At 45.2% G+C, this 23,170-nt stretch carries 18 protein-coding genes; 10 read left to right on the forward strand and 8 right to left on the reverse strand.

The window, feature by feature from the left end:
* The first annotated feature begins 90 nt into the window (after window positions 1–90).
* Window positions 91–1,560, forward strand: coding sequence for a sodium:proton antiporter NhaD (nhaD, locus tag L5L77_RS14720; RefSeq protein WP_173246601.1), 1,470 nt, complete (start codon window positions 91–93; stop codon window positions 1,558–1,560).
* Between the two features lie 193 nt (window positions 1,561–1,753).
* On the opposite strand, the gene L5L77_RS14725 is transcribed toward nhaD, so the two are convergent.
* Together L5L77_RS14725 and L5L77_RS14730 are read right to left on the reverse strand one after the other, a co-directional pair.
* Complete coding sequence (locus L5L77_RS14725; RefSeq protein ID WP_173497322.1) at window positions 1,754–2,272, reverse strand: hypothetical protein; 519 nt, start codon at window positions 2,270–2,272, stop codon at window positions 1,754–1,756.
* 10 nt (window positions 2,273–2,282) lie between these two features.
* Window positions 2,283–3,104, reverse strand: a complete 822-nt coding sequence (locus L5L77_RS14730) for a cytochrome c3 family protein (protein WP_263185905.1) — start codon at window positions 3,102–3,104, stop codon at window positions 2,283–2,285.
* Window positions 3,105–3,533: 429 nt separating this feature from the next.
* Here L5L77_RS14730 and L5L77_RS14735 point away from each other — a divergent pair, with 429 nt between their 5' ends.
* From L5L77_RS14735 to L5L77_RS14745, 3 genes are all read left to right on the forward strand, one after another.
* Complete coding sequence (locus L5L77_RS14735) at window positions 3,534–4,283, forward strand: transcriptional regulator (protein WP_105250092.1); 750 nt, start codon at window positions 3,534–3,536, stop codon at window positions 4,281–4,283.
* On the forward strand, window positions 4,276–4,830 hold the full coding sequence (locus L5L77_RS14740) for a hypothetical protein (RefSeq protein WP_113939813.1): 555 nt from the start codon (window positions 4,276–4,278) through the stop codon (window positions 4,828–4,830). Before L5L77_RS14735 ends, L5L77_RS14740 begins: the two co-directional genes overlap by 8 nt.
* Window positions 4,831–4,925: 95 nt before the next feature.
* Window positions 4,926–6,329, forward strand: coding sequence for a hypothetical protein (locus L5L77_RS14745; protein WP_028761621.1), 1,404 nt, complete (start codon window positions 4,926–4,928; stop codon window positions 6,327–6,329).
* Here the strand turns inward: L5L77_RS14745 and L5L77_RS14750 are convergent.
* The 6 genes from L5L77_RS14750 to L5L77_RS14775 all read right to left on the reverse strand — a co-directional run bounded on the left by L5L77_RS14750 (window position 6,310) and on the right by L5L77_RS14775 (window position 16,651).
* Window positions 6,310–8,547, reverse strand: a complete 2,238-nt coding sequence (locus L5L77_RS14750; RefSeq protein WP_173246598.1) for a PAS domain-containing protein — start codon at window positions 8,545–8,547, stop codon at window positions 6,310–6,312. The two genes, L5L77_RS14745 and L5L77_RS14750, sit on opposite strands and share 20 nt — an antisense overlap.
* A 190-nt stretch (window positions 8,548–8,737) precedes the next feature.
* The gene (locus L5L77_RS14755; RefSeq protein WP_263167470.1) at window positions 8,738–9,445 is read right to left on the reverse strand and encodes a TatD family nuclease-associated radical SAM protein; all 708 of its coding nucleotides are present in this window, start codon (window positions 9,443–9,445) and stop codon (window positions 8,738–8,740) included.
* A 228-nt stretch (window positions 9,446–9,673) separates the two neighbouring features.
* On the reverse strand, window positions 9,674–12,865 hold the full coding sequence (locus L5L77_RS14760) for an efflux RND transporter permease subunit (RefSeq protein ID WP_263185908.1): 3,192 nt from the start codon (window positions 12,863–12,865) through the stop codon (window positions 9,674–9,676).
* Complete coding sequence (locus L5L77_RS14765) at window positions 12,865–14,076, reverse strand: efflux RND transporter periplasmic adaptor subunit (protein ID WP_263181973.1); 1,212 nt, start codon at window positions 14,074–14,076, stop codon at window positions 12,865–12,867. The genes L5L77_RS14760 and L5L77_RS14765 overlap by 1 nt, the downstream gene beginning before the upstream one ends.
* Before the next feature lie 362 nt (window positions 14,077–14,438).
* Window positions 14,439–15,698 carry an ATP-dependent RNA helicase SrmB gene (gene srmB, locus L5L77_RS14770; RefSeq protein WP_105250089.1) on the reverse strand — a complete coding sequence of 420 codons (1,260 nt, stop codon included), beginning with the start codon at window positions 15,696–15,698 and terminating at the stop codon, window positions 14,439–14,441.
* 236 nt (window positions 15,699–15,934) lie between these two features.
* Window positions 15,935–16,651, reverse strand: a complete 717-nt coding sequence (locus L5L77_RS14775; RefSeq protein ID WP_263185910.1) for a tRNA1(Val) (adenine(37)-N6)-methyltransferase — start codon at window positions 16,649–16,651, stop codon at window positions 15,935–15,937.
* A 528-nt stretch (window positions 16,652–17,179) separates the two neighbouring features.
* Here L5L77_RS14775 and brnQ point away from each other — a divergent pair.
* The 6 genes from brnQ to L5L77_RS14805 all read left to right on the forward strand — a co-directional run bounded on the left by brnQ (window position 17,180) and on the right by L5L77_RS14805 (window position 23,122).
* Window positions 17,180–18,592: a branched-chain amino acid transport system II carrier protein gene (brnQ, locus tag L5L77_RS14780; protein ID WP_263193012.1), complete on the forward strand. Its 1,413-nt coding sequence runs from the start codon at window positions 17,180–17,182 to the stop codon at window positions 18,590–18,592.
* Window positions 18,593–18,712: 120 nt separating this feature from the next.
* Window positions 18,713–19,615: a site-specific tyrosine recombinase XerD gene (gene xerD / locus L5L77_RS14785; RefSeq protein ID WP_173497326.1), complete on the forward strand. Its 903-nt coding sequence runs from the start codon at window positions 18,713–18,715 to the stop codon at window positions 19,613–19,615.
* A 140-nt stretch (window positions 19,616–19,755) separates the two neighbouring features.
* The gene (dsbC, locus tag L5L77_RS14790) at window positions 19,756–20,481 is read left to right on the forward strand and encodes a bifunctional protein-disulfide isomerase/oxidoreductase DsbC (protein ID WP_105250085.1); all 726 of its coding nucleotides are present in this window, start codon (window positions 19,756–19,758) and stop codon (window positions 20,479–20,481) included.
* A 94-nt stretch (window positions 20,482–20,575) separates the two neighbouring features.
* On the forward strand, window positions 20,576–22,300 hold the full coding sequence (gene recJ, locus L5L77_RS14795; RefSeq protein ID WP_263193013.1) for a single-stranded-DNA-specific exonuclease RecJ: 1,725 nt from the start codon (window positions 20,576–20,578) through the stop codon (window positions 22,298–22,300).
* Window positions 22,301–22,317: 17 nt separating this feature from the next.
* Entirely contained in the window at window positions 22,318–22,647 is a 330-nt protein-coding gene (locus L5L77_RS14800; RefSeq protein WP_105250083.1) for a hypothetical protein, read from the forward strand.
* 34 nt (window positions 22,648–22,681) lie between these two features.
* Window positions 22,682–23,122: a GNAT family N-acetyltransferase gene (locus L5L77_RS14805; RefSeq protein WP_173497328.1), complete on the forward strand. Its 441-nt coding sequence runs from the start codon at window positions 22,682–22,684 to the stop codon at window positions 23,120–23,122.
* Window positions 23,123–23,170: the final 48 nt, after the last annotated feature.

Consider the following 23,170-nt stretch of genomic DNA (forward strand, 5'->3'; position numbering starts at 1 on the left):
GTAATGCATAGAAAGTTGCGTTTTATCAACATTTACTATGCCGAAGCTATGGTAATTTTCGACTAATTTCCTACGTAGAGATGAACTTTAATGAAATTACAGCGGTTGTTTAAAGGCAGTGGAATGGCGTTATGGAGTCTATTCTGCGTTGCAATATTGAGCGGATTCTCACCTGCAGCATGGGCTATGACAGAAGGGATAGAACGGCTTAATTTAACCGCATCGAGTGTGGGTTATGTTGCCGTCTTTGTGTTTGTACTTGCATACATAATGGTGATGGCTGAGGAGTCGTTACATTTACGCAAGTCGAAACCTGTGCTGGTCGCAGCAGGGATTATCTGGGGCATGATAGGTTTTGTGTATGTACAAAATGGTATGTCTGAAGTGTCGGAAGCAGCATTCAAACATAACTTGCTTGAATATGCTGAGCTTCTACTCTTCTTACTCGTGGCGATGACTTATATCAATGCTATGGAAGAGCGAAATTTATTTGATGCCATTCGTGGTTGGCTTGTTGGCCGTGGGTTTAGTCTAAGAACCGTATTTTGGTTGACGGGGTTTATGGCGTTCTTTATCTCACCCGTGGCAGATAATTTAACGACTGCACTATTGATGTGTGCCGTGGTGATGAAAGTGGGGGCAGGGCAACGCAAGTTTATCACCCTAGCCTGTATCAACATTGTTGTTGCGGCTAATGCGGGTGGCGCGTTTAGCCCGTTTGGTGATATCACGACCTTAATGGTGTGGCAAAAAGGATTAGTGCACTTTAGCGATTTCTTCCATCTGTTTATTCCTGCTTTAGTGAACTTTGCATTACCCGCTGCCATTATGAGTGTGTTTATTCCACATTTCGTGCCAGAGCCAGAAAAAGAGCATGTTTATACTAAGCCGGGTGCTAAGCGAATTGTTGCGTTGTTTTTACTCACAATCGCTACGGCAGTGTGTGCTCATTCCTTCTTAGGTATGCCGCCTGTATTGGGTATGATGACGGGATTAGGTTTCTTACAATTCTTTGGTTTTTATCTGCGTAAAACCTTCAATCGTTCCGTTGCCCGCGAACGTGCAAAGGCTGAATTGCGTCAGGACGAGCAGCGTCTTCAGCAGCTTGGTAGTGTGGTGCCCTTCGATGTGTTTAGCAGGATCTCCCGTGCTGAATGGGATACCCTGTTGTTCTTTTATGGTGTAGTGCTATGTGTGGGTGGCCTTGGCTTTATGGGGTACTTGAGCTTAGTATCTGAGGCTTTGTATTCCAATTGGGATACGACTTATGCCAACGTGGCTATCGGTCTGTTGTCTTCTGTTGTTGATAATATTCCGGTGATGTTTGCTGTGTTGACGATGAACCCTGAGATGGCCTTAGGCCAATGGTTACTGGTAACGTTAACCGCAGGAGTTGGGGGCAGTTTATTGTCAATTGGCAGTGCTGCAGGGGTCGCGTTAATGGGACAAGCTAGGGGGATTTACACCTTTGGTGCCCATTTGCGTTGGACACCTGTCATTGCGCTGGGTTATATCGCGAGCATTTTAGTACATATGTGGCTCAATGCTGCGATGTTCTAAATAAAAGTACTGCTCATTCACCTTTTGGGCTGTATTGGTGTTTGTGAGTCGTTTTGTAGCGGATAATATCGCGAATTATTTAGCGAACAACATCGAGCTAACAAAATTCAATCGCATAACGTCTAGATATCAATGAATAAAATAGAGGCATCCGATGGATGCCTCTATTTGTTTGGATATGTCATGGGAAGGATTATTGCGGTAGAACTTGGATTAAATCCAGCTCGTTATTGGCTTTTGCACCGTAGATCTGAATCGCGACTTTAATTTGTGCCACTGAACCACTTGGATCCTGCTGAGCCCAATCTAAGCCAGCTATCTCAAATTGATATTGACCGCTTGTGACTTCGGTTAATTTACCGCTGCATTCTCCAAGACTTTGGCAACGATAATTTTGGGTAACATGCCAGTGTTTCCATGCCTTCGGATTCGAGGATTCCTTGGCTTTGTCGGGGAACCCAAAATAGTAAATATCATAGGTTTTTGCTGCAGTGATCGCTTCTTGTTGCGCATTCGTCAGTGAAAATTGAATTGTCCCTGTACTCGAGTCAAATTGCTCAAGCTTGAGATTTATTTGCGTTGCTTCATCAATGTTTACTGCATTTTCGACGGGAGGTGGCTGCGGCGTTTCAGGCTCAGTGTTATTGCTGTCACTGCCACATCCTACGAGCATTAATGTCGCGAGGGTCAATGTGAGTAATGGGTATTTCATCACAGTCTCCTTAATTGAAATGCCCTGTATGGCAAGTGGTGCATTCCATGTCTGTCTTTACACTTGCCGCTGAGCCTAGTGTGCTAGTGCTACCATGACAAGTTTGGCAATCTTGCGCATCTGGTGTTGGCTTACTACCAACAAGGGTGCCGATATTCTCCCCTTGATAGGCACGATTCAATACATCTACTAGGTAATAAGCCATAGACGCGGATAAGCGGTAGCAGCGTTCACCTTTTTTCGCGAATGGTAAGCCAGAAGCCTTTGACCAGTTACTGATAGATGAGTGACATAACACGCTCTTGGCTTTTGATGAACTGCCCACAAGAGCCGTTTTTTCTGCTGTCGAGCCAATACCAGTAACAAATTCAGGTGAAGATAAAGGGAGCGTTGTATTTTCGTAGTAGCGGAAGGTATTAGCTATCACGGCGTTATTGTGACCATTAATGTCATCTAAAATATTCACTAACATGCCTATCGCATTAAGATTACCGCAGAGCGTGCCTTGACCCGTTACCCCTGCAAAACCATAGGCGGCTAATGCCGTTGGAATTGTTTTGAACTTGTCTGCATCGGCACTATTAGATTGGGCTAGCATAGTCACAACGGCATGAAAAACTTGGTGCATACAACCACCACCCGTTTCATAGGCCAGTTTTGCTGTTGCCATTGCATCAAGTGGAACGTATTTAAGTTTCTCACCTATCGCTAATTGATATTGACCATCGGCATTCGTTGCCGCGAGAACCGATGTTCCCATGAGTGTTGCACCTGCCGCAGCGGTGCTAATACCAATAATACGGGTTAATGCTTGACGTCTATTTATGCTCATTATGTATTTCCTCTATGTAGGATTACTTCTATTTATCAAATGCTAAAGATAAATTGATGGCGTAAATTCTAAGCATGCTTGAGATAAATATTGTGATTTACGCCGGAGGATATTTGCCTTTTACATGAGCGGTAAATAGCGTCACTACAATAGAATTAACCGACTTAAATTATGTATTTTAATTAACTAAACAGATTGCAAAGTGCTCATCGTCCCGATTTTTGTTATATTTATGTAAATTTATGCCGAATTTACCATGTGCTAAATGGCATTTATTCCTGTGAGTTAACGCATGTTTTTGCCTAATAGCGCTGAACTTGGGGGTCGTCTCACGAAAATTAACTATTTGCTGACTTGGGTTAGCAAGATCACATTAATCATTAGTTAGTTTGCATAGACTTAACTTTGTGTTTTTATGGAGTTGAGTGGATGTTGATGCAATTGGGAGACTGCAGGTTTGATCGGGAACGAGGCATACTGATTGAGTTGTCTCGCGATGAATCTTGGCATCTTCCTCGAGCCGAGTTACAAGTACTTAATTTGCTTGTTGAGCATCAAGGTAAGTTGGTTTCTAAGCACATGCTGAAGACGGGGGATGGAAAGCATCCGCCGCTAACTGATACCTCTGTGGCCCGTGCTGTTTTTATGCTTCGCAGCTTTCTTGGACCTCAATATGAGGGCTTGATTGAAACCGTGAAAGGCCAAGGTTATTTACTCCAACCATCTAATGGGACTGAGTTTAGAGGTGTTAATTACCTCAGATTGCACACAGTGCCTTTGTGGAGTGCCTTAGTGTTATTCGGGTTTATGTTAGCGTTTTCGGTGTTTTATTTGAATCATACGGATCACAGCAAGCCAACCCAAGCACTTATGACCTCAATATTACCTTTGGCTTCAGGCCAGCAAGTACGATTACACTTATTTGCTGATTCCAATACTAATAACACCTTACTCTTCGAATTAGGTGAGCGCTTAAGTGCAGGATTAATCGCCTGCGGTCAAAGTGATTGGGCTGATGTTTATGCTTCTTTGTCCCATGATAAACAAGTGCTTAATATTACTTTTCGAGGCGAAAAACTCGGTCAGTCAGTGATCCGTAATATTAAAATCAGTGATTTCACTCGACCGAAAACCTTCATCGATGCTGCTTGGCTGCAGGAGGTTAACATCTGTGGCTAAATGGCTAAAGTGGACGATTAATATTGTTATCTTGTCGGCATTGATTATGGCCTGCGGTGTGATATACAAACAGTCGGCTACCAATCAGACGATGATTTTAAATTGCAGCTCTGAATTATTCGACCGCCATTCTAGTGCCAATCCTAGCGGCAGCTCGAGTGTTAGCAGTGACGGTAAATTTTACCTACTCGTGGATGTTTTGATTGCCGCTGACAATACGCAGATCAATTATCGTTACTTTAATATTGACGGTACGAGTGCGGGCAATATTTTAATGCAAGGCAAAGTCGACAGTATTGAGGCCAATAGCATGACCTATAAAGTTACCGTTAAAACGAAAACGGAATCTGAAATTGAAAAGCAAAAAAATTGGCCAGAACATATGAAATATCTATCCTATATCAGCAGCTTACATTTTAATGACTCAGAAATGCACAATCTCAGTATCGAGGTGTTAGATATGGATGACACCAAAGATTATGCCGTGGTCCTTTTTCAGCCTAGCAATACCATTTGTGGATGCAGAATCGTAAATAGTCGAATTTAATCAGTGAATTTGAGTTTATTTCAGTTAAGATTAGTGCTCATTGATTTGTGATTACTGTGGTGAGTCTCCAGTGAGGGATTCATGAAAAGGGTGTTGTGTCTAAGATACGTGTAAAGCAAGAAGAATCCCTGTCGATTAAGTTCAGCCATCAGATGGAAAAGGGCGATAATCGTCAGCTTGATCTCTATTTCTTTTTACCTAAGGAAATGGGCATAGGCTCGCGCACGCTCAATGAAGAAGAATACTACTACAGCTCAATAGTTGGACGTCGCTCATACTATTCAGAAGGCTTGCACTTACCTCTGGTGCAGGGGCGTTTTGCCAGTTTAAATCGACGTACTGTTGAAGAGTTCAGGTTGTACCTAAATCTCTTCGCCTATCAGTTTGCGGTTGCGGTTGAAAACGATGTTAAAGAACTCAATCAAATCACAGATGTAACCCATTTTTATTTTGCCCTCGACGAATTACGCGAACAAATTGCCCAGTTGCTGAAAAAGTTTCGTCGTAACGAACCAGGTGATCCCAAATGGAAATCTTACTTTGAAAATGCTGATAACTACTTGTCTTGGTTTTGTGAGCAGCAGTTACTCAAAGTGCTCGCTTATGCCACTCGTACCAGTGATTTCAACGATATTTTAGAGCGGGTACTCACGCTATGTCGTAATGAATGTGCCTATCGTGATGAGCATAAGTACAACTCTGCGCAAACTAAGCAAGATCCTAACCGTATCTCTAACAAGATGTTGTTGTTGCGCCGTTTAATCCAACAAGGTGTGGTACTCAAAGAAGAGTTAAAGCCTTTAGGGATTGGCCTTAAAAAGTTTACGACAGGACTGGCAACCGCGTTAGTGATGTTGGTGGTGTCTGCGTTGATAATTCAAGCGCAGGGCGCCTTTAGTGGTTTTACTATTGCGCTAGTGCTGACCTTGGCCGTGATCTACGGTTTTAGGGAAATCTTTAAGGACGATGTGCGCAATGCCATGTGGCGATTTATTCAGCGGGGTCGACCACGTTGGAGCCGCATTTTACGGGATACTACGAGTCAGGCGGTTATCGCTAAGCAGTTGGTATGGCTTGAGTTTATGCGTCAGCAAGATCTACCTGAAAAAGTCAGTGACATTCTAAAGCACAGACATAGTCAAAATAAGGTCGATGCGGAAATTCTGCACTATAAAATCGCCACTAAGGTGAATCAGAGTGAATTCCAAGCGGGATATTCGACTATTCAAGAGCAAGTGAGCTTTAGCTTAGTGCCTTTTGCCCGTTATTTAGAACGGGGTAAAGCGAAGATTTATAAGGAAGTTGAGGGCAAAATTAGTTATGAATCGGTTGAGCGGCGCTATCAAGTCAACCTGATTTTAGTGTTGCGTGATGGGCGCGAAGCCCCGCAGTATATCCGCTATAAAATCACCATGAACCGCTCGGCAATCATAGAAATTACCCAGAGTCAGTTGCCTGACTCAGTTAATGCACCCGAATCTACGATTGATGACGAGTAAAGGCTTGACCGATATTTTGATCGTTATTTTGCTTCGCCCGTTTTAGGGCGATTTCGGCATTATTCAAATATTGCTCTAATGTCTGGCCTTCTTGATAACCCGCAATACCAATACTAATACCTTCCCCTAAGCCATTACCATTGAGCTTTTCCATCATATTGAGGGCAAAGTTGTGCGCATGGGTGGCGTCTGTGTCAGGTAACATCACAATGAGCTTCCCTAGCTGCCAATGCAGAATTTGATAATTAGCTGGAATTTCAAGCAATAATTGCACTTCTATTTCTTGCTGACGATTTGCCAGTTGGTCGATATCACTCATGTGGCTTAGCATGCCCTCTGGATTGATATCCATTAACAGTAAGCTTGAACTGAGACGGCTTGGTGGCGGCAGAGAGTTAAAGTAACGTTCTAAATCTGCCAAATTCAGCAGAATAGTACTGCGATGGGGTACAAGGTTACGCTTCTCTGTGCCTCGACCACGCTCGGCGGCTTGCTCTAAAGTGCAGACGATATAATCAATCTCACCATCGGCGGCCACATGGCCCTTCAATGTGGCTTGCAAACAATTGGAATGCGCCTGTTTAGGTGAGCATAGAATTTGCCCTTGCCACTGACCTTGCATGGCTATCTGAGCGCTGATCCTCTGCCATTGATTGCCTAAATCATTCGCGAGTAATGACGCTAAATCTTGATTTAAATCGCCATTGAGTTGCATTAACGCATCGAATACAGGATTGATTTTAATCAGTTTACCGTTAGCATCTGTGAGGGCTGTCGCGACTGTGTTATCGCATAAAAGCTCACTGAGAAAAGCATTTTGTTTGCTGCTGATTAACTCACTGATGTCCTCAAGGGTGATTAATAGATGTGGTGAGCCTCGGCTCGCCCTTGGTGCTTGGCGGATATGAACGCGTAAAGTAGGGCCATCAATACTCTCTAGACTGATTTCACCAGACCATTGACCGGTTTTATGTACCTGCTCCATTAACTCCGTGTAGGTTTTATCATCGAGGCATAAGGTACGCTGTAGGCTTCGGTCTGTCAGTTCATCTAATGGTACTAAGGTCGCTTGTGCCGCTTTAGTATTGGCACTGATGACTCTGGCATTTTCGTTTACCATCATAAAGCCGATGTCACTATTAAATAAGCCATTAGCAACATCAATACTGTATTGGCGTGAACGCTGTTGTAAGCGATACATGTGGCTGAGTAGTACAACCCAAGCGGCTAAAACCGTTAATATTAACGATGCCACAATGACAATGTTTTGCCATTGTGAGAAACGAGCAGCTATGTCTGAGTTGCGCACATAGGAGAGTAAAAAATATTCTCTGTGAGTCTCAGGTTGGGCAGTTAGTTCGATTTTAAGGTAAACATAAGTGGCTTCTTCACCGTGGAATTGTCCAAAGTTGCTCATGGACATATCGCGCCACAGGGCCGGATAGCTCTGTCTTAAACTCGCTCCTAAGGTCTCTGGCATATTGCTTAGAGGGGCGAGATCGCTCGCGCCAGCATAGAGTAATCCTTGAGTATCAAGCACTAACATAGGGGACTTATTGCTCGAAAAGGCTGGTTTTATGGCCTCCAGCATTTTTACCATAGAGTTGTACGTCACCAGATAACCGATAGAACTCTGATCGGGCTTCTCGAGCCACGCCATTTGATACATATAAGGTTCAAGCATGCCGTCTATCGGAACAAATTCCAGCGGTGAGGTATAAACTTCTTTGCCACCCATGCTCCGACTCGCTCCAAGTAAGGTCGGTGGTAAGGCATCTTTATTGAAATTAGGGGGAGTTGAGAATTTATAGTTACCTTGGGGATCGTACAGTGCAATGCCGAGTAACTCAGGAATATGTTTTACTAGATCTTGCCAGTTTTCCTGCAATTTAAGTTGTTGCTTGGCGGTAGGATTGCTTAAGTATTGTTTTAGCAGTTCCCCATTGGCGAAAATTTGGGTTCGAAATTGCTGAAAAGACACTTTATCTGCGATCAATGAGCCTATGGTTTGCAGTTCACTGTATCTTTGCGTTGCCCACTCTTCTTGCAGGCGTCGTTCACCTAACGTAATGATTAAGTGAGTTAAAATAATCATGCCAATCACCAGCATAGAAAGCTGGCTTGCAATAGCGAGTAAGCGTTGATGCGACCAATAGATCCCTTGAGTTAAAGAGAGCAGTGGCGCAGCGGGATACGTGCTTGGGTTATTCTTCAGCATGAACCGATTATGAGTGGGTGAACTGTTAATTTCGCTATGTTAACACGAAAGAATTGTTACGACAGTGCCAAGTTACTCAGCAAGATTCCTTGAGTAAAAGTTAAGACGATTCACACATGTACCACTCACGTAATCGACAGTGTTATCTGCTTGGGTGTTTGAGTCGATTTTGGCTGTATTAGAATGCCGTTTAGCCTAAGGCGCCTAATATGCGATGCTTGAATTCGCAGCCGTAGGACTCAACTTGTTCACGACAGATGTCGATATCAACCCCCGCTAATCCTTCGATGGCTGAAACTTGTACCGTTTCAATATAGTGTGGCGCTAATGCGATGAAAGCATGTACGGCGGCATAAGAACCGGCGAGTTTGGGGCGACAATGTTCCATATAGGCGGCTTCATTATCCGCATTAAGGGAAATGGATAAACTATCAACGCAGTTAGCCAGTTCTGGCAAAATATTGCGCCTATGGACTAAATTACCTAAACCATCGGTATTAATGCGTATTCGCCCGCCTCTTTGTTTAATTTCTTTCGCCACCGCCAGCAAAGTTGGAAGATTTAAGGTCGGTTCGCCATAGCCACAAAACACATATTCTTCGAAGTCTTTAACATCGCCAAGCAGTGGAATAATTTCTTCGGGCTTAGGTTGGTGACACAGTGCCAGTTGATATTCGTGGATCTGTTTACTGCCATTATGTTTCGGACAAAACGCGCAGCGCAGGGTGCAGCGACCCGTAATATTAAGGTAGCGACTGCGACGAATATCATAGACAAGCGTTTCAGTCGCACAGGTTTCATTTGTGCAAACTTCATCTGTTATGTGACCGTTCGCTAGGGTTTCTGTGGTGACAACTTGTGGTTTATCAATATTTTGCTTGTGCAGATGCTCAGACATAATGATGGGTTTCATTCTAACGATAGCTGACGACTTAAACACAGTGTAGCGAAAGCCTGATGCGATAACTGTCAACTAGATCGCAACTTGAAAGCTCAAGCCACTCGCGGCAGACTCAAAATGACATAGATGATTGAGAGGTTATTGACTCGCACTGAGGATTAAAAAGAGAGCCTAAGCTCTCTTTTTAAGGTTCAAGACATTGATTAACTGCTTCTAGTTAACTTCCTATAGATAGTCTTTTTTATAGTCAGTGGGGACCGGCGGCTCTAAATGCTCAGGTGTAAAGTCCACTTCATGGTCTTTTTTAGGCTGCCACCACCAATGGAAGAAGCGGCTGCTAGTGCGCTTAACGTCGTCGAGTATGATGTACAACAAGGGCACTAAAATTAGCGTCACAAGGGTCGAGAACAGGATACCGAAGGCGAGGGATGTCGCCATAGGGATCACTATTTGCGCCTGCAAACTACGTTCGAGAATAATAGGCACTAAGCCGACGAAGGTGGTGAGTGACGTTAGGATGATCGCCCTAAAACGATAACAGCCTGAATCGACCGCCGCCTGCCTGACCGATTGCCCTTGCTCCCGCGCACGGTTCACAAAGTCCACCAAAATCAAGGAGTCGTTCACTACCACACCCGCTAATGCCACTATGCCGCAGAGACTTAACACGCTCATCGCGAGTCCCTGAATCAAGTGACCAAACAGGGCGCCGATAATCCCGAAGGGGATCACAGACATGATGATTAACGGCTGACTGTAGGATTTAAGTGGCACGGCCATCAAAGCATAAATGGTGAACAGTGCAAAGAAGAAGCCTTGCATCAAACCGACCATGGCATTCTGTTCATCCAAACTGCCACCGTCCAGCGCAGTTTGGATTTTAGGATACTTAGCCTGCAATTGTGGAAGGTAATCTTTTTGGATTTCTTGCACTACTTTTGAAGGTTCAACGATGTTTTTGTTGGCATTTGCCGTGATGGTAATCGCTCGCTTGCCGTCAACACGGGTAATTGAGGCGTAGGATTCGCCTTTCTCAATTTGTGCCACGGTCGAGAAGGGAACCGAAGTGCCCGTTGGCGTGCGGATCAGCATATTTTCAAGATAACCCACAGTACGACGTTGCTCTAATGGGTAGCGCACCATCACCTTGATTTCTTCTTTATTACGTAAAATCCGTTGGGCTTCGTAACCGTAGAAACCATAGCGTACTTGGCGAGCTAAATCGGAAAGCGTCAGGCCAAGAGCTTCTGCCTCTGGACGTATCTTCAGGCGAATTTCATGGCTGCCCGATGAAAAGTTGTCGGCAATATCGTACACGCCTTCATAGCTGGCGAGTTTTTGCTTCAACTCTTTAGAGGCTGCGGACAGCTCATCGAGGTCACTCGAGGTCAATCTGAAGGAAATATCGCCGCCGGCATCGTTGGTGCTCGCGTTAAAGCTGAGTTTTTTGACCGACAAAAGCTCGGGCAATTGTTCACGCCATGCGGCAGCAATCGTCACGCCATCGACTTCACGGTCTTCCCCTTTCGTCAGTTCGGCAAAAATAAAGGCAGAGGTACGGGAGCTCATATTGATAAAGCTGTGCTTCATCACTTGATAACCGTTATCTTTCTCCATTTTTTCGTTCATCTTGTACAGGGCTTCTTCTATGCTCTGCACCACTTTTAAGGTGTTACCTTCGGAGCTGCCTTCATCCATTTCAAGTTCAACTTGAATAAAGTCTGAGGGAATGTCTGGGAAAAATACCCAGCGCACTTTGCCACTGGCGACTAAGGCAATCGACAGAATTAATACACCGATAAAGGCCGCGACCACGTTGTATCTGTGTTTAATACAGCGCTCGAGGAAGTTGCGATAGCTGTGGTGAATAAAGTATTGCACTCTGTCATTAAAATTGGCTTTTAGGTGGCCAAAGAATCCCTTTGGTGCGCCAGGTTTTTTAAACTTCATGTGCGCTAAATGCGCTGGCAGAATGAATTTAGACTCTACCAGTGAGAAGGCTAAACAGAGGATGACCACCATACCGATGGATTTCCAGATAATCCCCATAGGGCCAGAAACCATTAACATGGGAATAAATGCCGCAATTGTAGTTAAGACCCCGAAGGTCGCGGGCATCGCCACTTTTTGCGCGCCGCGGATCACGTTCTCAACCGAGTGACCGTGGCGTTCGACCTCTGTGTAGGCACTCTCGCCGATGACAATGGCATCATCCACCACTATTCCGAGCACCAAGATAAAAGCGAATAGGGTCAACATGTTGATCGTCATGGAGAAAGGTTCGAGTGGCATGACCAACATAGTGCCGAGGAAACACACGGGTATCCCCATCATGACCCAAAATGCTAACTTCAGATCGAGGAACATGGCTAAGATGATAAACACCAACAAGGCACCGTAAAACATGTTCGACATCATCATGTCTAAGCGGCCCTGTAGATAGTGGGTCATATCACCCCAAGTATCGAGTTGAGCGTTAGCTGGCAGTGTGGCGCGGCGCTGCTCGACGTACTGTTTGACTTGGTCTGCAATGTCTAAGGCGTTTTGATCATCAATGCTGGTGACTTCAATAATCGCAGCGGGCTTGCCGTTAAAGCGGGTATATTCCAAACGTTCTTCAAAATCATCTTTGATGGTCGCCACTTGTGGCAGCATCACACGGCTACCGTCTGCGCGAGTTGTGACTACTATATTGGCAAAGTCATCGCCCGTGTAGGCTTGGCCTTTGGTGCGCAATAGAATATCGCCATCTTGAGCACGAATAGAGCCACCTGGTAAGTCTAAGGAGGAGTTTTGCACTGCTAATGCGACTTGTGAGAAGGTCAAGCCGTACTCTCGTAACTTATTCTCAGAAACTTCAATACCGATTTCATAATCGCGCACCCCTGTGACTTTCGCACGGGTTACAGCGGGGAGTTGGGTTAAATCGTCACGAACCGATTTAGCCAATTCTTTCATATCGTGGAGTGTCATATCGCCATAAACAGAAACCCAAATGACGTTATTCTCAGGTTTGATTTGAGAGATATTCGGTTTTTCGATGTTCACTGGGAAGGTTGAAATTGCATCTAACCGCAGTTTGGCTTCATCGAGAATGGTCTGCACTTCGTAACCGTCTTCAACTTCAACGGTAATCGAGCCAACGCCTTCGCTAGCCACAGAAGTCACTTTCTTGATGCCGTTGATATCTTGGATGGCTTCTTCAATCTTGATGTTGATGCCTTCTTCGATTTCCTGTGGCGCCGCACCTGGATAGGCGACGGAAATATTTAATAAATTGAGTTCGAAAGAAGGAAAAACCTCTTTATTAATCAAAATACTGCTGAACAGGCCGCCGATGAGCAGAACACACATTAATAAGTTCGCGGCTACACTGTTGCGGGCGAACCAAGCTAAGATCCCTTTTTGAGTGTCCATTATTTGACTCCAGCGGCCGCAAGACTCGATTCAGGAGTATTTTCTTTTGGTGTCTCAGTGGGCAAGGCCGCTTCACCTAAGATTTTGACCATTTGCCCATTTGCCATACTGTTGAAGTGGGTCGTAGCGACGCGTTCGCCCGTTTTTAGACTGTCTTTGATGAACACATTTTCTAAATCACTACGAACTACATTTACTTGGCGCATTTCAATGATATTTTTGTCGTTGACTAGCGCGACTTGGTCGTTACGAACCACATGGCGGGGCAATTTGACTATGCCATCGACAGTGCGACCTTTGATGACTGCATTGACGAAGCTGCCGTATTTAAGTGGTAAGCTACCTGGCACTTTATTCGCGCGCAGATAGGGATCTTTGATTTCTGCGACTAAATACACCATGCGATTTTCGGCATCGATAACACCTTCACTGCGGATAATATTACCTTCCCAAGTATTTTCTTTGCCCGCCAAAGAGGCGCTAAGCGTGACTTGGGTATCGGGATTGTCGACAGACTCTAAATAGGCTAAATCATCATTAGAAATGGGTAAGCGGATTTCGGCAACGCTAGTATCGTAGAGCTCACCTAGATTAGTGCCTAAGCTAACGTATTGACCTAAATCGACATTTCTAACTTTGATTATGCCATCAAAGGGCGCGCGAATAACTGTGCGCTCAAGGTTACGTTGGGCGCGCGCCAGTGCTGCTTGTGCATATTTTACGTTAGCTTGTTCTTTTTTGAGTTGCGGGATACGTAGACCTAACTCTGGGGGCAAGCCCTTGTCGTAGCCTTTGAATTCGATTTTAGCGACTTCACCACGGGCTATTTCTTCGTTCAGTGCGGCGGTGGCTTGGGCCAGCGTCGCTTCGGCTTGCATTAAGTCAGCCTCGTAATCAGAGGGCTCGATTTGCGCTAATTGGTCGCCTTTCTTGACTATGCCACCTGCAACAAAATGAGGGGAGATAGTGAGCATTCTGCCTTGAACTTCGGTTACGAGTTGGGTTTTATACTTTGGGGTAACCACGCCGTAGGAAGGTAAGTTTAGCGATACTGTTTGCTGAGTCACTTGCGTGACATCAACGATAGGAATGGGCATCTCTTCAGGTTTTTGTTCTGGCGCCTCCTTCGTTTGCATTAATAAGGCTGCGCCAAAGACAAACAGCAGCAGAATAAGAAAAGGAGACAGTCTCCTCAGTAGGGTCTTCATCATATAATGGTTAAATCCATGCTAATCGCGTAATGGGGTTAAAGTAGCAGAGTCGGCCACGCCAATAAATTTATTTTTGTAAATTAAATGTTTCTAAAAGTGATGCCGCGACAGATATGCGCATCATGCATCGATATTTGGGCGAAAATTAGAGCAGAAAGGTGATGAAAGGTTCAGTTAGGTGATTGGAATATATTGAAATAAGAATGAATACGCATTGGGGTTAACCGCTCTAAATCCGCCGCATTTCATTCTATATAATTAAACATAGCAGGATATTTTTAGTAAAATCACCCACGTAAGTTATATTTTGGTAATAAAAAAGCCGCATATAGCGGCTTTAGTTTGGTGAATTTAAGCGGGTGTTATTTTTTCTTACGGGCGATTTTACTCGCTTTCTTTGCCGCTTCTTTCTTGCTCGTTTTCTTCGCAGCTTCTTTCGCTTTCACTTTGGCTTTTTTCTTACCCGGTGTGCGCGCTTCTTTATTCTTTGGACGCAGCTCTTCGATCACGCGGCGTTTCAACGGTTGCTCGATATAACGTTCGATTTTACCGACGATACGCATGTCGTGGGCTTCGGCAAGCGAAATCGCGGTACCTTTTGCGCCAGCGCGGCCAGTACGGCCAATGCGGTGGATATAAGTGTCGGCAGAACGTGGCATATCGAAGTTGATCACATGGGTGATATCGTCGATATCGATACCGCGTGCAGCCACATCGGTCGCCAACAAGACATTGACTTCACCTTTAGTAAAGCGACTCAAGGCTTGGAAGCGTTTCTTCTGTTCCATATCGCCACGCATAAAGGCGCAGGGAATACCGACTTTAAGTAACTGGCCTTCTAGGCTAGAAACGATGTCGCGGGTTTTCACAAATACGATAGTCCGTTTGACATCCTCTTGGCGTAGCAGATGACACAACAGCGCAAATTTATGCTCTTTATCATCGGCTAAGTGGATCCATTGGTGGATCTTGGCTTTTTCACTGCGAGGGGCTTCAACATCGATTTCAATCGGGTCGTTTAACACTTCACGGGCAAAACGTTGTACACCGCCGCCTTCTAAGGTGGCAGAAAACAGCATGTTCTGTTTGCGGCCTTGGGCCTCAATAGCAATGGCTTGCACCACAGAAGAGAAGCCCATGTCTAACATGCGATCGGCTTCGTCGATAATTAAGATATCGACTTCTTGGGCGTTGAAATTGCCTTTGTCTAAATATTCCATCAGGCGGCCTGGGGTCGCGACCAGAATATCGACGTTGCCTGCTAAAGCCTCTTCCTGTGGTCCATAAGGAACGCCACCAGTAACGATAGCAATATCTAAACCTTGGCCCGTGGCTAGGTGACTCGCATAACGGTGGATTTGGCTAGCTAACTCACGGGTTGGCGTGAGGATTAGCACCCTTGCTTGTCCCGCAAAACGACGGGGGAAGTCGATCAAATGTTGTAGCGATGGCAGTAAAAAGCTCGCTGTTTTACCTGTTCCTGTCGGGGCGCGCGCAAGAATATCTCTTTGCTCTAGGGCGTAAGGAATCGTTTCTTGCTGAATCGTAGTGGGTGAATGATGCCCCATGGCATTAAGCGACTCTAATAAGCTAGGGTCAAGCTGGAAATCTTCAAATTGCATGCGCAGCGTCTCGACGGATAATAGCGAAGCATTATAAAGGTTATGGCGGTTAACTTAAATAACTTATCTAGATCTCCTGTGTTTATCTTCTGTGTCAGTAAAGTTTTATGGTAATCGGCATAAGTTAATTACTTTTAGGTCAATGTATTAGTATTTAATTTGTGAGGAATTGGACCTTTCGTTAAATTTGCCAAACTTAGCTAGCTTTACTTAACGTGTCAGGATTGGACTCGATATCAGTATTTAAGGTAAAAATCTCGAACCAATTGCACCATGGTTTGTGTGTATTGGCCTGAACGTTCACGAATAGTGATATCACTGAGCTTTGGAGCCATTTGTGGATGAGTCTTGTGGGCGAGTACGCAGAGTACTCGATTAGCGTTTTTCCCTACAATGCTGATAAGGTTGGTTATTTCAATCAAATTGAGCTGAGAGTGCGTTAATATTTCGTCGAAACGGGCCATACTCTGCATTGGTAATATGAGACTTGCCTTTCCTTGCGGTGCTAGGCACACATGAATGGCATCGAGTAGTGCGGTAAAGCTTAAGCTATCTGTGTGGCGGGCCATAGCGCGCTGGGATTGTATCGCTTGCGTGCCTTGCTCAAAATAGGGGGGATTACAAATTATGTGATCAAAATACCCTTGATACTCAGTTTGTTGGCAAAAGTCTTGAATGCTGCAATTAACTAAGGTCAGTCGATTAGCCCAAGGACTATTGTGGAAGTTATGTTGGCAAGCATGGGCGGCATTGGTGTCTAATTCGACACTGGTGATATGTGCTTGACTGCGCTGAGCGGCCATTAAACTGAGTAAGCCGCTGCCTGCGCCTATATCTAAGATTGATTTCGCGGTGGTCAGTTGTGCCCATGCCCCAAGGACGACGCTGTCTGTGCCTACGGCCATGCCGCAATTCATGTCATCGATATGAAATTGTTTAAAAGTGAATGCCATGGGGAGTTAATTTTGCCGTTCTGAAGTGATTTAGGCCCAATATTGGGTGCGCAATATTCTAATTCTAGCCCTCGTTTTTAGCTAATGTTTTTAAACAGTCGCATCTATCCTAGCTGTATGAATGTGTGTCACCAAATCATTTACTATTTTACGTGGCAATACAGATTTCACTTAATTAACGCTTTAATTTATTGCCTTAGAAACCTTTTATTAGCAGTTAATTAGCATTATTTCGCTTTTTTTGCCTGAACGGACTTGTTGTCTTGTATTGATGCTTTAAGTCTGGTATTAGTTTCGCCCCCATTTTTAATCACTTTTAAGATTAACGGATAGGTAAACGAGTTTGTTGGTGAATTAGTCGTCAGTTAGGCTACATAAACGTTCGCCATCGTTTATAAACTCGGCAGATATCGAACATATTTACCACGGAATTGTGTAAACATAGATTTGCACTCCGGATGGGCTTTGTTTTAGCTATGGCTAATCGACACATAATCACTTAAGTTTGTAAAAAAACAATAAGACAAGATGGGGCTTCCAGTGCAAGACAATCAGATGAGTATCGGAGATACATTAGGCTTAGGTTTTATGACCTTTGCGTTCTTTTTAGGTGCGGGAAACCTAATTTTTCCACCATTCGCGGGTATGTTAGCGGGCGAAAATATGCCCCTCGCCATGTTGGGTTTTTTGATTACCGCCGTAGGTTTACCTTTAGTTGGACTGATTGCTGTCGCTAAGGCTCAAGGTAAGGTTATGGCTATGCTGCCAGTATTTGCAGCAACGACATTGGCCGTCGCGATTTACATTATTATCGGCCCTGCTTTTGCTGCGCCGCGTACGGGATTAGTGGCTTACGAGATTGGCGCTAAGCCATTTATCGATGACACCACGGCAACGTTTTTGCTGGGCAGTTTGGAATTAAACCTGACGCAACTGCTATACACATTAGGTTTCTTCGCTGTCACTATGTTGCTGGCGCTTTTCCCTGGTAAGTTGCTCGATAGCGTAGGTAAAGTATTAACGCCTATTTTATTGATTTTGTTGGTCGGATTAGCCGTTTCAGTGCTGTTTTTACCTGCATCCGAAGTGGGCCAAGCTGTGGGGGATTACCAACAGCATCCGCTGACCAAAGGTATTTTGGAAGGCTATAACACTATGGATACGTTAGCATCCTTGATGTTTGGTATGTTGATTATTGATATCCTGCGTAAAAAGGGCATTGACCAACCGAGTGATCAAACTAAGTATCTCATTCGTGCAGCCTTTATCGCCGCCGCTGGTTTAACTTTTGTGTATGTGTCCTTGTTCTTTTTAGGTGCAACCGCCGGCGATATCGCCATCGGTGCTAAAAATGGCGGCGAAATATTAACAAATTACGTGACCCGTGAGTTTGGTGAACTAGGCTCAGTCTTGTTGTCATCAGTCGTGACTTTAGCTTGTTTAACCACTGCGGTTGGGCTGGTGAGTGCGTGTTCTGAGTTCTTTAATGAGCTGATGCCTAAACTGTCTTACCGTTTCCTCGTGATCTTTTTAAGCTTGATATGCGCTGTGATTGCGAACGTGGGCCTAAGTCAGTTGATTGCTATTAGTATTCCCGTATTAATGACGATTTATCCTGTGGCTATTGCTCTTGTGGTTGTGACTTTCCTGACCGCTTATTTTGCGAATCCACAGTTTGCACATCGTGCAGTACTGAGCGTGGCACTGTTTTTCGGCATCTTCGATGGTCTTAAAGTGGCAGCGAAAAGTTTGACTGACGCTGATGGTCAAGCCATGAATGGCTTAGCACAGGTTTTTATCCATATAGTGAATGTTATGTCTCCAGTGTTATCTAAGCTGCCACTCTATGAAGAAGGTATGGCTTGGTTATTGCCGACCATTGCGACGATTGCACTGTGTTTAGTATTCGGCCGTGGCCGTGGTCAAACGGCTGCAGCCTAGGCTTTGCATTTGAGTTCTCGTCTTTATGCTTAACTCAGTTAAGCTTATGCAGGCTTAGACATATTTAAATTAATATCAACGGCGTATCATTTGATTACGCCGTTTTTTTATGGAGTATTTGTGCCTAAAACTTATATGCCAGATCCACTTATCGATGCTTTTCTTGATGATCTTTGGTCAAGCAAGGGATTGAGTGATAACACGCTATCGGCCTATCGTACCGATTTACGCCATTTTGATCGTTATCAAGGTCAGCAAGGAGTGACGTTACTCGCGGTTTCTCAGACCGATGTTAGGGCATATCTGGCCTTTAGAGTTGAGCAGAATTTTGCGCGTACCAGTAGCGCTCGGCTGCTCAGCAGCTTACGGCGTTTCTATACTTATCTGGTGCAGACCAAGCAGATTTCAGCTGATCCTATGGCCTTAGTAGAGTCACCTAAGTTAACGCGCCATTTGCCGGATTCTCTGAGTGAGTCGCAGGTTGACCGTTTACTGTCTGAGCCCAATGTGGATGATGCCGTCGAATGCCGTGACAAGGCAATGCTAGAGCTTTTGTATGCAACTGGCCTCAGGGTGAGTGAACTTGTCGGCTTGACCATGGAGCAAATGAGTTTGCGCCAAGGCTTAGTACGTATTGTGGGCAAGGGTGGCAAAGAGCGTCTTGTGCCGCTGGGGGAATTGGCTATTACCGAAGTGGAGGGCTACATGAAATTTGCTCGCCAAGAGTTGCTCGGTAATAAACAATCTGATGTGGTATTTCCGTCGAAACGCGGGCAGATGATGACGCGGCAAACTTTTTGGCATCGGATTAAACTTTATGCTCTGCGTGCGGGGATTGAAACTGCATTATCACCGCACACTTTACGCCATGCTTTTGCCACTCATTTGCTCAATCACGGTGCCGATCTGCGGGTTGTCCAACTGTTATTAGGTCACAGCGACTTATCGACGACACAGATTTATACCCATGTAGCACGGGCAAGATTGCAGGAATTGCATCAACAGCATCATCCTAGAGGCTAAAAAAGGATTTAGTTACAGCATAAATTTGCTTTCCGCGCGGCTTGTCTGTAACTTTTTGCCCCTATACAGGGTCTATTGAATATCTCGAGTTAGAACGGCCCCAATATCTCGTTGTAGCGACACAATTTATAGGATGTCCCATGAAGTTGACCCCAGCATTATCCTTAGTTTTTGCCCTCCTAGTTGCACCACTTGCCAGCGCTGCCACTGCGACGTCTCCCGATACCGCTGCGATTAAGCAAAAACTCGGTGAGATGTTAGATGTTGAAGTCATTTCTATGCAGGACTCACCAATTGAGGGCTTGTATCAAGCCATGACCAACCGCGGCGTGCTCTATATTAGCCGTGATGGTTCAAAACTATTCCACGGTAGTGTGTATGATATCGATAAGGGCATGAAAAACTTAACCGAAGCCGCATTAGCGGGTCCGCGTTTAGAAATGATGAAGCCGCTTGAAGAGAATATGCTTGTCTATAAAGCGAAAAACGAAAAACACGTGGTCACTGTATTTACCGATGTTAGCTGTGGTTATTGCCGTAAATTGCATAGCCAAATGTCTGACTACAATAAACTTGGTATTACAGTGCGTTACTTAGCCTTCCCGCGCGCGGGTGTGCCGTCAGCTAATGCCGACGAGATGCAAGCTATCTGGTGTGCTAAAGATCCATTAAAAGCCATGACTGATGCTAAAGCGGGCAGCAAAGTTGCCGCGGCAACATGTGATGCTAAAATTGCCGAGCAATATGCTTTAGGCACAACCTTTGGTGTCAATGGTACACCTGCAATCGTATTAGAAGATGGCAATATGATCCCTGGTTATCAACCGCCTGAAGACTTATTGCGCACCTTAGAGGCACGTCAGTAACAGTCTAAAATGTAAAATTTATCCCACGAAAGGTGAGCTTAAGGCTCACCTTTTTGTTATCTTATTGCCACGATTTCATGAGAGTTTGAGTCCCTTGATCCATAAGATAGTCCGTCGCCCAACCGTTGATGATAGCCATTTACCTGCTCATCTTTCGCCGCTATTGAAGCAGCTTTACGCTCGCCGTGGTGCGCTCACCCACGAATGCGAACTTGTCCTTAAGGGTCTATTAAGACCTGAAACCATGAAGGGCCTGCCTGAAGCTGCGGCGCTTATTGCCGATGCCATGCAGGCGAATAAGTCGATTCTGATCGTGGGTGACTTTGACGCAGACGGCGCCACATCGACCAGTGTGTGTATGTTGGCGCTGCGGATGATGGGCGCGGTGAGAGTGGATTATTTGATCCCCAATCGCTTCGATTACGGCTACGGCTTAAGCCCTGAAATTGTTGCAGTTGCGGCTTCCAAACAGGCTGAGCTACTCATCACAGTTGATAATGGTATTTCATCAATTGACGGTGTTGCGGCGGCCAAAGCCTTTGGTATGCAAGTGGTGATTACCGACCATCATTTACCCGGCCATGAGTTACCCGCTGCCGATGCGATAGTGAACCCTAACCAACCGGGCTGTCCATTTGCCAGTAAATCGATAGCGGGTGTCGGCGTGGCCTTTTATTTGATGACGGCATTAAGGGCTGAATTACGGACGCGAAACTGGTATCAAACCCATGGTATTTCTGAGCCTAATTTAGGCACATTACTCGATATCGTTGCCCTTGGCACCGTTGCCGATGTGGTGTCACTCGATGCCAATAATCGTATTTTGGTTGAAGCAGGTTTGCAGCGCGTGCGAGCCGGGCGTTGCCGTGTGGGGATTACTGCGTTGCTTGAAGTGGCGAAGCGAAATCCGGCGCGCATTGTCGCATCTGACTTTGGTTTTGCCGTAGGCCCTAGACTGAATGCCGCAGGGCGACTAGATGAAATGGCACTTGGGGTTGAAACCTTACTCTGCGAAGACATGATGTATGCACGGCGCATGGCGGCAGAGCTTGACGGATTGAATCAAGAACGTCGTGAGCTGGAAGTCGGCATGCAGCAGGAAGCCTTAAAAAGCCTAGAGCACTTAAAGCTTAACGAAGCCGAGTTGCCTTGGGGGATTGCCTTATTTCAAGAGGATTGGCATCAAGGCGTGATCGGGATTTTGGCCTCGCGCATTAAAGACAAATACCATAGACCCGTGATTGCCTTTGCCGATGCGGGCAATGGTGAAATTAAAGGCTCGGCGCGTTCGATCAAAGGCTTGCATATGCGCGACTTATTGGAGTTAGTGAACACTCGCCATCCGGGACTGATTATCAAATTTGGTGGTCATGCAATGGCGGCGGGTTTATCGCTCAAAGCGGGCAGTTTTGCTACTTTTGCCAAAGCCTATGATGATGCGGTGCGTGAGCAGCTTAAACCTGAGTTGTTAACGGGTGAGCTTTGGTCCGATGGCGAGCTCACTCCCGCAGAGTTGAATCTTGAAATGGCTCAGTTACTGCGCAATGCGGGGCCTTGGGGACAAGCTTTCGAAGAGCCGTTATTCGATGGTTACTTTACGATAGTGCAACAACGTCTTGTCGGTGAGCGCCACCTTAAGCTCGTACTTGAAACCCAATGCGGCACTGTGATGCTCGATGCGATTGCTTTTAATGTGGATTTGTACACTTGGCCAGATGCGACGATTAATCATGCCCGTGTTGTGTATAAACTCGATGTGAATGAGTATCGCGGCAATTTTTCGCTGCAACTTATGGTTGAGCAAATCGAAGCTATGTAAGATGACAAGGAGTTAAGTTGAAATCATTATCCGATAAAAAAATTCGCCAGCTACTTAAGCGTTTTGCTTGGATATATGTTATCTGCTTAAGTGTACCGTTTATCTCAACCTTACTCACTACTAAGGCTCAGGGGCAAATGCTGCTTATGGGGATTTGGCCCGCAGCCTCCTTGTTTTACTTTCTCGCTTACCGTTATTTAGCTAAATCCTTTAAGTATGAAATCAATCGCCACTTAGCCTTTAGTTATCATGGCGGTGGCACTTTAGCGGGGGCTTTGTATTCGTTAGCTAAAGTGGTGTTATTAGCGATGGCATTTATGATATTTATGAGTGCCAATAACACCTGAACTGACGTTAACGGAAAATTTCGGAGAAAGGAAAATGCTGCAGGAAACAGGATACAGAGTCAGTACAGATCAAGCTGAAATGAATCTTGAGGTTATCCATGGCTTTATTAGTAATAGCTATTGGGCGCAGGGCATGCCAAAGGCGCTGCTACAAAAAGCGTTAGCCAATAGCCTGTGTTTTGGGGTATTTGATAAGGACAATCAACAAGTGGCTTTTGGCCGCTTAATCACAGATAAAGCCACTTTTGCCTATCTTGCCGATGTGTTTGTACTTGAGTCGCACCGTGGCTTAGGCTTAAGTAAGTTGATGATGACATCAATTATGGAACATCCTGAATTACAAGGTTTAAGACGGATAATGTTAGCCACCCGCGATGCCCATGGACTCTACGCCCAGTTTGGTTTCAACGCGGTCGATCCCCCTGAAATGCTCATGCAAATTAGGCCTGCTAAGCCTTATCAATACCTTAGTTAACATCAAAAAAATAGCCAGCATTTGCTGGCTATTTTTGCGTTAGCTTTG

Source organism: Shewanella sp. SM29 (assembly GCF_025654245.1).
In the GTDB taxonomy this organism is placed as follows: Bacteria; Pseudomonadota; Gammaproteobacteria; order Enterobacterales; family Shewanellaceae; genus Shewanella; species Shewanella oncorhynchi.

What these genes read in the sequence shown, in the direction of transcription:
- nhaD (WP_173246601.1), top strand. Translation starts at nt 91, where the DNA reads ATGAAATTACAGCGGTTGTTTAAAGGCAGTGGAATGGCGTTATGGAGT.
- L5L77_RS14725 (WP_173497322.1), bottom strand. Translation starts at nt 2,272, where the DNA reads ATGAAATACCCATTACTCACATTGACCCTCGCGACATTAATGCTCGTA.
- L5L77_RS14730 (WP_263185905.1), bottom strand. Translation starts at nt 3,104, where the DNA reads ATGAGCATAAATAGACGTCAAGCATTAACCCGTATTATTGGTATTAGC.
- L5L77_RS14735 (WP_105250092.1), top strand. Translation starts at nt 3,534, where the DNA reads ATGTTGATGCAATTGGGAGACTGCAGGTTTGATCGGGAACGAGGCATA.
- L5L77_RS14750 (WP_173246598.1), bottom strand. Translation starts at nt 8,547, where the DNA reads ATGCTGAAGAATAACCCAAGCACGTATCCCGCTGCGCCACTGCTCTCT.
- L5L77_RS14755 (WP_263167470.1), bottom strand. Translation starts at nt 9,445, where the DNA reads ATGTCTGAGCATCTGCACAAGCAAAATATTGATAAACCACAAGTTGTC.
- L5L77_RS14760 (WP_263185908.1), bottom strand. Translation starts at nt 12,865, where the DNA reads ATGGACACTCAAAAAGGGATCTTAGCTTGGTTCGCCCGCAACAGTGTA.
- L5L77_RS14765 (WP_263181973.1), bottom strand. Translation starts at nt 14,076, where the DNA reads ATGATGAAGACCCTACTGAGGAGACTGTCTCCTTTTCTTATTCTGCTG.
- srmB (WP_105250089.1), bottom strand. Translation starts at nt 15,698, where the DNA reads ATGCAATTTGAAGATTTCCAGCTTGACCCTAGCTTATTAGAGTCGCTT.
- L5L77_RS14775 (WP_263185910.1), bottom strand. Translation starts at nt 16,651, where the DNA reads ATGGCATTCACTTTTAAACAATTTCATATCGATGACATGAATTGCGGC.
- brnQ (WP_263193012.1), top strand. Translation starts at nt 17,180, where the DNA reads ATGGGGCTTCCAGTGCAAGACAATCAGATGAGTATCGGAGATACATTA.
- dsbC (WP_105250085.1), top strand. Translation starts at nt 19,756, where the DNA reads ATGAAGTTGACCCCAGCATTATCCTTAGTTTTTGCCCTCCTAGTTGCA.
- L5L77_RS14805 (WP_173497328.1), top strand. Translation starts at nt 22,682, where the DNA reads ATGCTGCAGGAAACAGGATACAGAGTCAGTACAGATCAAGCTGAAATG.